This is a genomic window from Pseudooceanicola sp. HF7 (assembly GCF_011806405.1).
Taxonomy (GTDB): domain Bacteria; phylum Pseudomonadota; class Alphaproteobacteria; order Rhodobacterales; family Rhodobacteraceae; genus Pseudooceanicola.
On the sequence record NZ_JAATOW010000008.1, the window covers coordinates 29,886 to 43,305 of the forward strand.

The following is a 13,420-nucleotide window of genomic DNA, read 5'->3' on the forward strand; positions in this document are numbered from 1 at the left end:
ACGCAGGGCGCAGGGAATGGAAGGGGGCGGGCCTTTGGCACGCGCCCTCCTTTTCATGTGGAAAAGAATCCGCTATAGGCCCAGTCTTTCCCTGAACGGTTTTCCAGCAGGAGCCAGATATGAGCCAGGCCGACGGCGCGGGCGCCAATGCCCCGATCACGCAGGATGTCATGACGATCCCCCGGAAGGTTCCGGCGGGACCGGTGAACCTTGTCGGTCTGACACGCCCCGCCCTGCGCGAGGCGCTGCTGGAAATCGGCACGCCTGAGAAGCAGGCCAAGATGCGGGTCAACCAGCTGTGGCAGTGGATCTATCACTGGGGCGTGCGCGACTTTGACAAGATGACCAACCTTGCCAAGGACTTCCGCGCCAAGCTGGCAGAGAACTTCGTGATCGACCTGCCAGAGATCGTGTCCAAGAACGTCTCTGCCGATGGCACGCGGAAATATCTGGTGCGGATCGCTGGCGGTCACGAGGTCGAGGTGGTCTATATCCCCGAAACCGATCGTGGCACGCTCTGCATCTCTTCGCAGGTGGGCTGCACGCTGACCTGTTCCTTCTGCCACACCGGCACCCAGAAACTGGTGCGCAACCTGACCGCCGGTGAAATCGTCGGCCAGATCATGCTGGCGCGCGACGATCTGGACGAATGGCCCGAGCCCGGCACGGGCACCGGAGAGAACGGCCCCCGTCTGCTGAGCAACATCGTGCTGATGGGCATGGGCGAGCCGCTCTACAACTTCGACAACGTGCGCGACGCGATGAAGATCGCCATGGACGGAGAGGGCATCGCCCTGTCCCGCCGCCGCATCACGCTGTCCACCTCTGGCGTCGTGCCGGAGATCGCCAAGACGGCCGAGGAAATCGGCTGCCTGCTTGCGGTTTCCTTCCATGCCACCACGGACGAGGTGCGCGACAAGCTGGTGCCGATCAACAAGCGCTGGAACATCGAGACGCTGCTTGCGGCGCTCAAGGAATACCCGCGCCTGTCCAACTCCGAACGGATCACCTTTGAATACGTGATGCTGAAGGACGTGAACGATTCCGATGCCGATGCCCGCCGCCTGGTGAAGCTGATTTCCGGCATTCCGGCGAAGATCAACCTGATCCCCTTCAACGAATGGCCCGGCGCGCCCTACCAGCGGTCCGACTGGTCCCGGATCGAGGCCTTCGCGGATATCGTCTACAAGGCGGGCTATGCCTCGCCCATCCGGACCCCCCGTGGTGAAGATATCATGGCCGCCTGCGGTCAGCTCAAGTCCGCCACGGAGCGCGCCCGGAAATCCCGCGCGCAGATCGCCGCGGAATCCGGGCTCTGATCAGCGGCCCTTTTGGTGTCATGACAGCCTGAGAGAGCGGCGCGTTCCTGGGGGCAGGCCCCCCGTGCTGCGCCGCTTGTCGCTGGCGCTCCCGGAGGGCGTCAGCCGAAGCGCGTCCTTGTGCGGTTGGCGAAAGCCACGAGCGACAGCATCACAGGCACTTCCACCAGCACGCCCACCACGGTGGCAAGAGCCGCGCCCGATTGCAGGCCGAACAGGCTGATCGCGACGGCCACGGCCAGTTCGAAGAAGTTCGACGTGCCGATCATCGCGCAGGGGGCGGCGATCCGGTGCGGCACGCCCCAGGCCCAGGCAGCGCCATAGGCCAGGGCAAAGATCCCGTAGCTTTGCAGAAGGATCGGCACCGCGATCATCACGATGACCGCCGGGTTCGCCAGGATCACGCCTCCTTGCAGGCCAAAGAGGATCCCCACAGTCACCACCAGCCCGAAGACGGAGAAGGGTTTGACCTTCTGCTGGAAGCGTTCGATCGCCGCTTCGGAGCCAAGTTGCCGGCGTGTGACAAGGCCCGCGACAAGCGGAAGGGCCACGAATAGCAGCACCGAGAGCAGCAGCGTCTCCCAGGGCACGGCGATATCCGTGACCCCCAGCAGGAAGGCCACGATAGGCGCGAAGGCCACCACCAGCACCAAGTCGTTCACCGTGACCTGCACCAGGGTATAGGCCTCGTCCCCTTTGGTGAGGTGGGACCAGACGAAGACCATCGCGGTGCAGGGGGCTGCCCCCAGCAGGATCAGCCCGGCGGTGTATTGCGCCGCATCCTCCGGTGCAATCCAGGGGGCAAAGACGTATTCGAAGAAGAGCACGGCCATCAGCGCCATGGTGAAGGGCTTGATCAGCCAGTTCACCACCAGCGTGATCACCAGCCCCTTGGGCTGCTTCATCACGCCGCCCATGGACTGCGGATCAACGCCGACCATCATCGGGTAGACCATTGCCCAGATCAGCACCGCCACCACGATGTTGACCCGCGCGATCTCTGCCGCCGCGATCAGCTGGAAAAGGCCGGGCAGCAGGGTGCCAAGCGCCAGGCCCGCCAGGATGGCAAGCCCGACCCAGACCGTGAGGTAACGTTCGAAAATGCTCATGCGAGGACCGGATCCTTTCGGTCTAGTTTCCCCGCGCCGAAGCGGCTTATCACCAGCAGCAGCGCGGCGGTACCAAGGCAGGCGGGCAGCCCGCCCACCTGATAGCTGAGCCCCGATAGCAGCGTGCCCAGAAGCCGCCCGGCCGCATTGGCCATGTAGTAAAAGCCCACGTCCATGGTTACCCGCTCCCCGCTGGTGAAGGCGAGGATCAGGTAGGAATGAAGAGAGGAATTGACCGCGAAGATGGCGCCAAACGCCAGCAATCCCAGCACCAGGGCCGTGGTAAGCCAGGGGGAGGGGCCGTCGCTGAGCAGGACCAGGAGGGCCAGCGCCGCGGGCAGGGCGATCAAGGCGCCGGTCCAGGCCTTGGCGGCGGCGACGATCCGGGCCTGGGGGCGGGTTGCGGCCTTCAGCAGCTTGGGGGCGGCGGCCTGGACTGCGCCATAAAGGATCGTCCAGACCGCCATGAAGCTGCCGATGGCAAAGAAGGCCGCACGGTTGCCGGCCTCGGTTCCGTCCGACAGCACGGCGTAGAAGTAGATCGGGATGCCGACCACGAACCAGACATCCCGCGCGCCGAATAGGAAGACGCGCGCGAAGCTCAGCCAGTTGACGTTCGGGTCCTTGGAGAAAACCTCTGAGAACTTCGCATCCTTGCGTCCTGTCGGCAGGCCCGGCGGCATCGTCAGGGCCACGCCGGCCAGGATCGCGGCCAGCACGACGGCCATGCTCAGCACCGATGGCACGAAGCCCAGGATCCCCAGAAGGGCGGCGCCCAGCAGGAAGCCCAGCCCCTTGACCGCGTTCTTCGACCCGGTGAGCGCCGCCACCCATCTGAACAGGCCGCCCTGTCCCGTCGGCGCCAGCAGCTTGACCGCCGATTTCGACGACATCTTGGCCAGGTCCTTCGCCACGCCCGAAGCGCCCTGCACCGCCATGACGAAGATGACGGAGGTGGTGACGCTCCACTCCGTTGACAGGCAGGCCAGTGCCAGCAGGGCCAACACCTGGATGCCCAGCCCGGCATAGAGCGTCTTCGTCAGCCCGAAGCGCGCGGCGATCCAGCCGGCGGAGAGATTGGTGAGGATCCCCGCGACCTCGTAGAGCAGGAACAGGTACGCCAGCTGCACAGGGCTGAAGCCGAGGCCGTGGAAATGCAGCAGCACCAGCATCCGCAGCGCCCCGTCGGTCAGCATGAAGGCCCAGTAGGCCGCAGTGACAGAGATATAGGCCGTCAGGCCCTCGGGCCGTGCGGCAGAGGTCACAGGCTGTTCCCCACCATCCGGGCCACGTCCACCAGCCGGTGCGCATAGCCCCATTCGTTATCGTACCAGGCGTAGATCTTCACCTGGGTGCCGTTCACCACCATGGTCGAAGGCGCATCCACGATCGAGCTTCGGTCATCGTTGGTGTAATCGGTGGAGACCAGCGGGCGGGTTTCATACCCCAGGATGCCCTTGAGCGGACCATTGGCGGCGGCTTCAAAGAGCGCGTTCACCTCTTCGGCTGTCGTCTCGCGCTCCACTTCGAAGACGCAATCGGTGAGCGAGGCATTCAGCAGCGGGACCCGCACGGCATGGCCGTTCAGCCGGCCCGTGAGCTCCGGATAGATCAGCGTGATCGCGGTGGCCGATCCCGTGGTCGTCGGGATCAGCGAATTCAGTGCCGATCGCGCCCGCCGCAGATCCTTGTGCGGCCGGTCCACGATGGTCTGCGTATTGGTCACGTCATGGATCGTGGTCATTGAGCCATGGCGGATCCCCAGCCCCTCGTGGATGACCTTCACGACGGGGGCCAGGCAGTTGGTGGTACAGCTTGCCGCCGTGACGATCTGGTGCGCCGCAGGGTCGTAGCTGTCGTGGTTCACGCCCATGACGATATTGGCAGTGGGCCCGTCCTTGACCGGGGCGGAAACGACGACCTTCTTAACGCCGGCCTTGAAATAGGGGGCCAGGGCGGCCTCTGACTTGAATTTCCCGGTGCAGTCGATGACCACGTCCACGCCCTCCAGTGGCAGGCTGGACAGATCCCCGGTGCCTATGAAGGGCAGGCGGGTGCCATCGATCAGCACGGCATCGTCGTCATGGCCAAAGCTGGCGGGCCAGCGGCCGTGGACCGTGTCGAACTCCAGCAAGTGTGCGTGATCCGCGGCGCTGCCTGCGGCATCATTGATCCAGGCGATATCGGCACCAGAGGCAAGCAGAGGCCGCAGGGCCAGCTTTCCGATCCTGCCAAGGCCGTTGAGAGCGTAGGTGGTCATGCGTTTTCGGTACCGTGTGAGAGGGCGATTTCATCGACGCGCGCCTGCAGCGAAGCGCGGTCAAGCTGGTCGAAGGGCAGGGCGGCGAAGGCGGTGATGCGGTTCTTCAGGGCCCCGTAGGCCTGCTGGAACGCAAGCATTCTTTCCGCGTCGCTGCCGGTGGCCTTGGACGGATCGGGCTGACCCCAATGGGCGCTGACCGGCTGGCCGGGCCAGGCCGGGCATTCCTCGTTCGCGGCGCTGTCGCAGACGGTAAAGACGAAATCCATCACCGGGGCATCGGGGCCCGAGAATTCCTCTACCGATTTCGAGCGCAGGCCAGAGGTGTCGTGCCCCTTCGCGCGCAGCATCTCAAGGGCGGTGGGGTTCGGGGCCGTGGCCGGGGCGGTTCCGGCGGAGTACACGTTGAAGATCCCACCGCTTAGCTGGGTCAGCAGCGCCTCGGCAAAGATGGAGCGCGCGGAATTGGCCGTGCAGATGAACAGCACGTTATAGGGGGGCTTGCGGACCACGGGCGAGGAGGCCGCCTGGGCCAGGTCCGGTCTGAAACAGAGCTCCGGCCGGCTGCGGCAGCAATCGGCAAAGAGGTAGGTCAGCATCGTGCTGGCGGATGTGACATTCGCCCTGTACCGCAGGGAGGTCCCCATGCGGTGTTGCTCCACCAGTCCCACCTTGCGCAGGGCCGACAGATATACCGACAGGGTAGAGGCCTTGAGCCCCGTGGCCTCGGCGATTTCACCGGCGGGCATTTCGTCCGGGTAGCGGCGCATCAACATGCGCCAGACCATCAGGCGCTGCGGGTGACCTAGCACGGCAAGCTGGGTATGAGTCTCTATTTCCATATTTCATGAAGTAGAGGGCGCCCGCAGACCCGGCAAGTGAAAGTTTTGTGGCAGTCAAGGTTGGCAGGGCCCGGGTGGGGCCTGCCAACCGCCCCAAGCGTCAGATCCGCAGGAAGGGTTGCGCCAACCGGGGCAGCAGTGACTTGAACCGCAGGCGGGCATCGGTGGCGGCCAGGCAGATGCAGGCGGCGCCGTGATCCGCGATGGGTGTATGTTCCAGGCTTTCGTCGGCCACTTCCACGTCGCCGGGACCGAACTGCCCGGTTTCATCATGGAAGGCCCCTTGCAGGACCATCGTCAACTCCGTGCCGTTGTGGCCGTGATCGGGCACGGCCATGCCGCCTGGAATGTAGAGCAGCCGGGCAGAGCTGCGTCCATCCTCGTGCAGGATCATCTGGCGCACGCCGCCGCCCGCCGCCCGCCAGCGGGGCGCCTTGCCGCCCATGGCGGCCGCCACGGGGCCGGGATAAATATCCACACGGCGGTTTTCGGGCTCAGGCTGCGGGGCTTCATCCAGGCGTGCCAGGACGTTTTCAAGCGCATCGGCACTGATCTCTTCCGCGCCGGCGCTGTCTTCCAGAAGGGCGCCGCCCAGTACCTGGTGGGCCTCCATCGCCGCGCGGCATTCATCACACATGGAGATATGCGCAGCCACGACGATCTCGAAAGCATGGGGCAGGCGACCGGCGGCATAGCCTGCCAGCATTGAGTCGGGAATATGATGGGTCATGCTCATGACCTCAGGTCCTTCAATTCGTGACGGAGACGTTCCAGACCAAGGCGAATGCGCGACTTGATCGTGCCCATGGGCAGGCCGGTTTCGGCCTGGATCTCTCCGTGTGTCAGATCCCCCAGGTAGGCGCGGGCGATGACATCTCTTTGTTCCGGTTTGAGACGGGCGAGGGCCGCGCGCAGCTCTGCCCCCTCCTGCGCCACGCCAAGGATCTGGCCCGGATCTTCTTCCGGCGGCGTCTCTGTCTCTATCTCTTCGGGCAGCGGGCGGTTGGCCTTGCGGGCCAGGTCCACCTGCCGGTTTCGTGCGATCCTGTAGACCCAGGCGGAGACCGGCGCGCGGGCCGGGTCGAACTGGCCGGCCTTGTGCCAGACGGACAGCATCACGTCCTGCACAACATCCTCTGCCGCCGCGGCGGACATGCCCGAGCGCATCAACATTCCCTTGATGCGGGGCGCGAAGAAGCCGAAGAGCCGGGCAAAGGCCGCGCGATCGCGCTTGTCCCGCACGGCCAGCATCCACTCGGTCTGTTCAGATCGTTCTATCCTGAGCCTCCCGCCCACTTTGGGGCTGGCTGTCAATTCACGGGCCTTTCGCTGCCACCCCGGCAGAGGCGGAGCAGGCCGTTCCATCACTGTCGCAGGCATCGTGTCTGTGTTCAACATAGCCGGATTACGCCGCCAGCTCCGCGGCGGATCAAAAAGAGTTTCCGATGCATGTGAACCATTTGCGCGTTCCCGCCGTATCTATCACATGTAACCCCGACAGGAGAGCCCATGTCCTTCGATGCCCTATCCTTCCGACCGCAGCGGATCGCCATCGTCGGCGGTGGCATCTCCGGGTTGGCGGCTGCCTACCTGCTGGCGCCGCACCACCGCGTCACCCTGCTTGAGGCCGCGCCGCGGCTGGGCGGGCACGCACGCACAGTCACGGCGGGTCTGCGGGGTGATCAGCCCGTGGATACGGGGTTTATCGTCTTCAACTACGCAAACTATCCGCATCTCACGTCGATGTTCCGGGAACTCGATGTGCCGGTCACGCGCAGCGACATGAGCTTCGGGGCGACCATCGATGACGGCCGGGTGGAATACGGTCTGCGGGATCTGTCGGCGCTGATCGCGCAGCGGCGCAACCTGCTGCGCCCCGGTTTCGCGGGGATGGTGCGGGATATCCTGCGCTTTAACGCGCGGGCAGAAGCCGCTGCCAGCTCTGACGACGTAACTATCGGCGAGCTGATGAAAGAGCTGCGCCTGGGCCGCTGGTTCCGCGATTACTACCTGCGCCCGATCTGCGGCGCGATCTGGTCGACACCGCCTGAGGGGATCTCCAGCTTTCCGGCGCGGTCTCTCGTGCAGTTCTTCCGCAACCACGCGCTTCTTTCGGCCTCTGGCCAGCACCAGTGGTGGACGGTCAAGGGCGGTTCCGTCGAATACCTGCGGCGGCTGGAAGCCCGGTTGCGCACCTTGGGCGCGGACATCCGCACCGGGGCAGAGATCACCGGGCTGCATCGCGACGGCCCGCTGCCGCGCCTGACCTTCCGCGACGCCGAGCCGGAGAGCTTCGACCAGGTGATCCTGGCCTGCCATTCCGACCAGGCCCTTCGCCTGCTTGCCCAGCCGACAGAGGCCGAGCGCGCGGCGCTTTCCGCGGTCGGCTACCAGGACAACCTGGCGGTCTTGCACCGGGACACGCGGCAGATGCCCAGGCGCCGGGCTGCCTGGTCGTCCTGGGTCTACCGCGCGGACGAGACGGGCGGCGGCATCGGCGTGACCTACTGGATGAACCGGCTGCAGAACATTGACGAAGGCGATCCGCTTTTCGTGTCTCTGAACCCGCGCGACGGAGCCATCGACCCTGCCAAGACCTATGACACCAAGACGTTCCGCCACCCTGTCTTCGACGGACCCGCGCTGAAGGCGCAAGGCCAGATCGCCGCGCTTCAGGGGCAGAACGCGACCTGGTACGCCGGTGCCTGGCTGCGCCATGGTTTCCACGAGGACGGCTTTGCCAGCGCGGTGCGCGTGGCGCGGCAGCTGGACCCGCAGCTGGCGGGCGTGGCCTGATGCTTGCCCGGCCAGAACATATCCGTGGGCAGACAGTTCATGCCCGTCAGGGCAAGATCGGCCACAAGTTTCGCTACAGCGTGGATTATGTCCTGATCGATCCCGAAAGCTCTGAGACCCCTTTGCTTTTCTCGCGCAAGGGCGCGAACCTTGCGACCGTCCATGACCGCAATCACGGCGGTACGCGCGGGGCAGGGCGCGGATCTGCCTGGTTCCGTGAGGTCCTTGCTGCCAAGGGACTGCCTGCGGCACGGATCACCCAGGTCCTCCTGCTGACCCAGCCCGGCTTCCTGGGCGCGGTCTTCAACCCGGTGTCCTTCTGGCTTGCCTATGAGGAAGACGACCTGATCGCGGTCATTGCCGAGGTGAACAATACCTTCGGTGACCGCCATTGCTACCTTTGTGCCCATCCCGGTTTCACGCCGATCGCGCCAAGCCAGACGCTGGAATCGGAGAAACTGATGCATGTTTCTCCCTTCCGGGAGGTCTCTGGCACCTATCGGTTCCGCTTCTCGATCACGCAGAAGCATGTCGCGATCCTGATCGACCACAAGGACGGCAACGAAGGGCTGCATGCCACGCTTACGGGGCCGCGTGCACCCATGACCAGTGCGGGACTTTTCCACGCGGCCTTGGTGCGCCGCCCGCTGGGAGCGCTTCGCACCTTGATCCTTATTTACTGGCAGGCCATCGTTCTGCGATCCAAGGGCGCTATCTATCGCCGCAGACCTGCTCCGCCATCCAAGGAACTGTCCTGATGTCCTACCTTTCCGACCGCGTCCAGAAAGACTTCATTGCCAGCTGCGAAGCGATAGAGACCGGCCGCCTGCGCCTGATCACACCGGAAGGGGTGGTGCATGACTTTGGCAGCTCCGGGACCGAGGTGGAGCTGAAAATCAACGATTGGCAGGCAATCACCGCCGCCTTGGCCCGTGGCGATGTCGGCTTCGGAGAGGCATATGTTGCCGGCCTCTGGGATACGAACTCCATCGAGGAGCTGACGAAGCTGGCCTTGCTGAACCTGCGCCAGTTCGAAAAGTTCGCCTATGCGGGCTACTGGCAAAGCCTCAAGTTCCGGCTGGTGGACCGGCTGCTGCGCGCCAATTCCCGCAAGGGGGCCGGGCGCAACATCCGCGCGCATTACGATACCGGGAACGAGTTCTTCCAGCTCTGGCTGGACCCGTCGATGACCTATTCCTCGGCCCTGTTCGCGCCGGATGACGATGATCTTGGGCGCGCCCAGATGCGCAAGTACGACCGGATCCTGGACCGCGTCGGCAAAGGCGAGCGCCTGCTTGAGATCGGGTGCGGCTGGGGCGGGTTTGCCGAACGCGCGGCCGGGCAGGGGCGTGACGTGACCGCGCTCACGATTTCTCCTTCGCAGAAGGCCTATGCCGATGCGCGGCTGGATGGCCGGGCAGAGATCCGATTGCAGGACTACCGTGACGCGGACGGCCGGTTCGACAGCATCGTCTCCATCGAGATGATCGAGGCCGTGGGTGAGCGCTATTGGCCCACCTATTTCCAGACCCTGCGCGACCGTCTGACAGAGGGTGGCCGGGCGGTGGTTCAGGCCATCACCGTGCCGGACAGCTACTTCCCGACCTATCGCAGCGGTTCCGATTTCATCCGCCAGCATGCGTTCCCCGGGGGGCAGCTGCTGTGTGACAGTGAAATTTCCAAGGCTGCGCGCGCATCCGGCCTCAAGGTTGCGGGCAACTTTGCCTTTGGCCAGGATTATGCGCGGACCTGCCGGACCTGGCTGGACCGTATGGATGCAGAGAAGACGCGCATCGCTCGGCTAGGCCATGATTCCGCCTTTCTGCGGAGTTGGCAGTACTACCTGGGCATCTGCGCGGCGTCCTTTTCCGTTGGCCAGACGGATGTGGTTCAGGTTGAACTTGTCCGCGCTTGACGCAGTTCGGTCCTTGCGTAAGCCCGCTTACGCAGAACGACGCGCAACATATTGAAATCCTCAGGCGAAAACTCGCCCATTAGGCGAGTTCGTCCAGTGTCGTATTGAGAAAATCTCAACTATGACGAAACTTCCTAGACTTTCTTTTGTATTTTTTTAAGCAAGGGTCTCAAGGCTGGGGCCGTATTTTGATTTTCGGATTTTTCGTCTGAAGGAGCCCCGCATGTCGCCCAGAAACCTCGAAGGCAAGACCTACTGGATCATCGGAGCCAGTGAAGGTCTTGGCCGCTCAGTCGCCCGTGAGATGTCGCGCCTGGGCGCTCGTCTGATCCTGTCAGCGCGCAGCAGCGACAGGCTAGAAGAACTGGCACGTGATCTTGGCGGCGCCGAAGTCCTGCCGATGGATGTCTGTGATCTTGCCTCTGTTTCCGCCGCACTGGAAACGGGCCGCAAGGCCGACGGGCTGATCTATTGCGCCGGCATGTACGAGCCGATGACCGCGTCCGAATGGGACCCCGAGAAAGCCGAAGAGATCGTCGAGGCGAACTTCATGGGGGCCATGCGGGTTCTTGGGCGGACGGTACCGGGCTGGGTCGAACGCGGTTTCGGACATATCGTGCTGATCGGTTCCCTGGCAGGTTTCAAGGGGCTTCCCGGCGCGATCGGCTACGGGGCCAGCAAGGCGGCGCTGCGCCACCTTGCGGAAGACCTCTTTATTGATCTGAAGGGGACGGGGGTGGATGTGCAGGTTGCCAATCCTGGTTTCATCAAGACGCGCCTGACGGAAAAGAACACTTTCGACATGCCGCAGCTGATGGATGTCGACAAGGCCGTCTACCACGTGATGTGCTTGATCCGGAATCCGGAGTCCCGGCAGGTGAACTTCCCGGCGCCGTTCTCTTGGGTCTTCACCGTCCTGGGGCGGTGCCTGCCATTCCGGCTATACGTGCGGCTTGTGGGCGGCTGAGCCACCTGGTGGCTCAGCAAGAGCACTGCCACCCTAGAGGCTCATGCGCATCCGGTATCCCGGCGCATGGGTCATCCGCGCCAGTGTGATCGGTGCCTGATCATTCCAGGTTGAGCGTTCGACCGTAAACAGTGCAGCCCCCGGCGCGACATCGAAGCAGCGTGCCAGGTCTTCCGTCGCGGTGATCGCGAAAAAGGCCATGTCCCCGCCGGTGAAGGGCGCGTTCTGCACTAGCCATTCATTGGCGCTGATCTGCGCGAAATCCTGTTCTTCCAGTCCCGGCACGGCCGCGAAATGGGTGTAGCGCTCTTCGTGGATGTAGGGGCGGTCGTTCTCGTAATGCATGGTGACGGTGTAAAGGACCTGCGTGCCCTCCGGCAGGTGGAAGGCTCCGCCCAGATGCGCGGGCAGCAGGCGGGTATCCCGATGCAGGATCGCGTGGCGATAGCTGGCGCCACGAGCTTCGACGTCCTCCCGAATGATCGGAATCGTCAGCGTGGCCTTGTGCGGCGGGTTGATCGAGACCCGCGTGCCAGCGCGACGGCGCCGCGTGATCAGCCCAGCCTCTGCCAGTTCCCGGAGCGCCCGGTTGACGGTGGTGCGGGCGCAGCCGAATTCCTCAGCCAGCTCGACTTCTCCGGGGATCAGCGCGCCCGGCTCCCAGACGCGTTCACGCACCCGGCGCAGCAATTCGTCCCGGATTTGCAGCCAGCTGGTCGTTTCCCGCGATGTCACAGTTTCTGCCTCAGCTTTCGCATGGTCTGGCGGTAGCCTTCGCGCACCGCGTCCCCCTTGATGTGGCGGCCATCCCGCACGATGTGGCGGCCTGCGGACCAGAGGTCGGTGACCATGGCATCGCTGCCGGCAAAGATCCAGCTATCCAGAAGCGCGTCGCCGTCGCGCCCTTCCAGGTCCAGGGCTGTGCCGTCCAGGGCAAGCACATCGGCCCATTGACCCACTTCGATACTGCCGGAGCTGCGCCGGGCGGCCTGCGCGCCGCCCGCGACACTGGCATCGAAAAGGACACGCCCGGTCGAGCGATCCTGCGTGGCGACGCTGGCGCGGCAGAGATCCCGCAGGCGCTGGCTGTATTCCAGCGTGCGCAGCTCTTCGGACAGCGAGATGCGGATGTTGGAGTCAGAGCCAAGGCCGATCCGCCCGGCGGCCTCAAGGTACGTAACCCCGTTGAAGATCCCGTCCCCAAGGCTCGATTCCGTGATCGGGCACAGGCCTGCAACAGCGCCAGTTGCGGCCAGAGCCCTAGTTTCCCGGTCCGTCATCTGGGTGCAATGGATCAGGCACCACCGCGGGCCGACCTCATGCTGCGCCAGAAGATAATCCACCGGGCGTTGGCCGTAGGCCGCTTCGACCTCTGTCACCTCTGCCACCTGTTCGGCCAGGTGCATGTGGATCGGGCTCTGCCCGGCAAGGGATACGGCAGCCCGAAGCCCCTCAGGTGTGACCGCGCGCAGGGAATGCGGCGCGACGCCCAGCCGCGCATCCTCTGGCAGCCCTGAAAGCGCCTGCCCTGCGGCCTCGTGCAGCCGCAAGAAACGGTCCGGGTCATTGCCGAAGCGGATCTGCCCGGCGCCCAGGGGCCTGCCATCGCAGCCGCCCTGGCTGTAGAGCACCGGCAGGAGGGTCAGCCCAAGCCCGGTCTCCTGCGCAGCCGCGACGATCCGTTCGGACATTTCGCCAAGCGCATCATAGGGCGTGCCGCCCGGCTGGTGGTGCAGGTAGTGGAACTCTCCCACGCAGGCATAGCCGGCCTCTGCCATTTCGACCTGGACCAGGGCGGCGATGGCTTGCACGTCTTCCGGTGTCAGAACATCCAGGAAGCGGAACATGATTTGCCGCCAGGTCCAGAAGGTATCGCGTTTCTCGGGCCCGCGGCGTTCGCTCATCCCGGCCATGGCGCGCTGGAAGGCATGGGAATGCAGGTTCGTCGGGGCAGGCAGCAGGATGGGGCGGCGGGTCCCTTCGGCCTTGGCGTTCGGGGTGACCTCGGTAATCCGTCCGGCGGCATCGACGCGGATCAAGACATCCTGCGCCCAGCCCGTGGGCAGCAATGCCTGTTCGGCGAACAGGATTTGACCAGCTTCGGCGCTGTTTCGGGCGGATCCGGAAGTCATGGCGCGAACCTCGTTGACAGGTAAATATGTCTGGTCATAATCTCAATTAACGCGACTTATTCAAGTCCCAAGGTTTTCAA

At 64.4% G+C, this 13,420-nt stretch carries 13 protein-coding genes; 5 read left to right on the plus strand and 8 right to left on the minus strand.

What is annotated here, in order from left to right; genetic code table 11:
- Positions 1-119 precede the first annotated feature (119 nt).
- Entirely contained in the window at positions 120-1,319 is a 1,200-nt protein-coding gene (gene rlmN / locus HCZ97_RS06405) for a 23S rRNA (adenine(2503)-C(2))-methyltransferase RlmN (RefSeq protein WP_254871388.1), read from the plus strand.
- A 101-nt stretch (positions 1,320-1,420) separates the two neighbouring features.
- On the opposite strand, the gene arsB is transcribed toward rlmN, so the two are convergent.
- The 6 genes from arsB to HCZ97_RS06435 form a co-directional block, all read right to left on the minus strand.
- Entirely contained in the window at positions 1,421-2,428 is a 1,008-nt protein-coding gene (arsB, locus tag HCZ97_RS06410; protein WP_167687857.1) for an ACR3 family arsenite efflux transporter, read from the minus strand.
- Positions 2,425-3,693, minus strand: coding sequence for an organoarsenical effux MFS transporter ArsJ (arsJ, locus tag HCZ97_RS06415; RefSeq protein ID WP_368484330.1), 1,269 nt, complete (start codon positions 3,691-3,693; stop codon positions 2,425-2,427). The genes arsB and arsJ overlap by 4 nt, the downstream gene beginning before the upstream one ends.
- The gene (locus HCZ97_RS06420) at positions 3,690-4,688 is read right to left on the minus strand and encodes an ArsJ-associated glyceraldehyde-3-phosphate dehydrogenase (protein ID WP_167687859.1); all 999 of its coding nucleotides are present in this window, start codon (positions 4,686-4,688) and stop codon (positions 3,690-3,692) included. Before HCZ97_RS06420 ends, arsJ begins: the two co-directional genes overlap by 4 nt.
- On the minus strand, positions 4,685-5,530 hold the full coding sequence (locus HCZ97_RS06425; RefSeq protein ID WP_167687860.1) for a helix-turn-helix domain-containing protein: 846 nt from the start codon (positions 5,528-5,530) through the stop codon (positions 4,685-4,687). Before HCZ97_RS06425 ends, HCZ97_RS06420 begins: the two co-directional genes overlap by 4 nt.
- 100 nt (positions 5,531-5,630) lie before the next feature.
- Positions 5,631-6,266 (minus strand): ChrR family anti-sigma-E factor, encoded by a 636-nt coding sequence (locus HCZ97_RS06430; protein WP_167687861.1) that lies wholly within the window; start codon positions 6,264-6,266, stop codon positions 5,631-5,633.
- Positions 6,263-6,781 (minus strand): sigma-70 family RNA polymerase sigma factor, encoded by a 519-nt coding sequence (locus tag HCZ97_RS06435; RefSeq protein WP_217701732.1) that lies wholly within the window; start codon positions 6,779-6,781, stop codon positions 6,263-6,265. Before HCZ97_RS06435 ends, HCZ97_RS06430 begins: the two co-directional genes overlap by 4 nt.
- 258 nt (positions 6,782-7,039) lie before the next feature.
- Here HCZ97_RS06435 and HCZ97_RS06440 point away from each other — a divergent pair, with 258 nt between their 5' ends.
- The 4 genes from HCZ97_RS06440 to HCZ97_RS06455 all read left to right on the plus strand — a co-directional run bounded on the left by HCZ97_RS06440 (position 7,040) and on the right by HCZ97_RS06455 (position 11,208).
- Positions 7,040-8,326 carry an NAD(P)/FAD-dependent oxidoreductase gene (locus HCZ97_RS06440; protein ID WP_167687863.1) on the plus strand — a complete coding sequence of 429 codons (1,287 nt, stop codon included), beginning with the start codon at positions 7,040-7,042 and terminating at the stop codon, positions 8,324-8,326.
- Positions 8,326-9,084: a DUF1365 domain-containing protein gene (locus tag HCZ97_RS06445; RefSeq protein WP_167687864.1), complete on the plus strand. Its 759-nt coding sequence runs from the start codon at positions 8,326-8,328 to the stop codon at positions 9,082-9,084. Before HCZ97_RS06440 ends, HCZ97_RS06445 begins: the two co-directional genes overlap by 1 nt.
- Positions 9,084-10,241: a cyclopropane-fatty-acyl-phospholipid synthase family protein gene (locus HCZ97_RS06450; protein WP_167687865.1), complete on the plus strand. Its 1,158-nt coding sequence runs from the start codon at positions 9,084-9,086 to the stop codon at positions 10,239-10,241. Before HCZ97_RS06445 ends, HCZ97_RS06450 begins: the two co-directional genes overlap by 1 nt.
- A 223-nt stretch (positions 10,242-10,464) precedes the next feature.
- Positions 10,465-11,208 (plus strand): SDR family oxidoreductase, encoded by a 744-nt coding sequence (locus HCZ97_RS06455; protein ID WP_167687866.1) that lies wholly within the window; start codon positions 10,465-10,467, stop codon positions 11,206-11,208.
- A 33-nt stretch (positions 11,209-11,241) separates the two neighbouring features.
- On the opposite strand, the gene HCZ97_RS06460 is transcribed toward HCZ97_RS06455, so the two are convergent.
- Both HCZ97_RS06460 and HCZ97_RS06465 read right to left on the minus strand, forming a co-directional pair.
- Entirely contained in the window at positions 11,242-11,943 is a 702-nt protein-coding gene (locus HCZ97_RS06460; RefSeq protein WP_167687867.1) for a UTRA domain-containing protein, read from the minus strand.
- Positions 11,940-13,340 (minus strand): formimidoylglutamate deiminase, encoded by a 1,401-nt coding sequence (locus HCZ97_RS06465; protein WP_167687868.1) that lies wholly within the window; start codon positions 13,338-13,340, stop codon positions 11,940-11,942. Before HCZ97_RS06465 ends, HCZ97_RS06460 begins: the two co-directional genes overlap by 4 nt.
- Between the last annotated feature and the right edge of the window lie 80 nt (positions 13,341-13,420).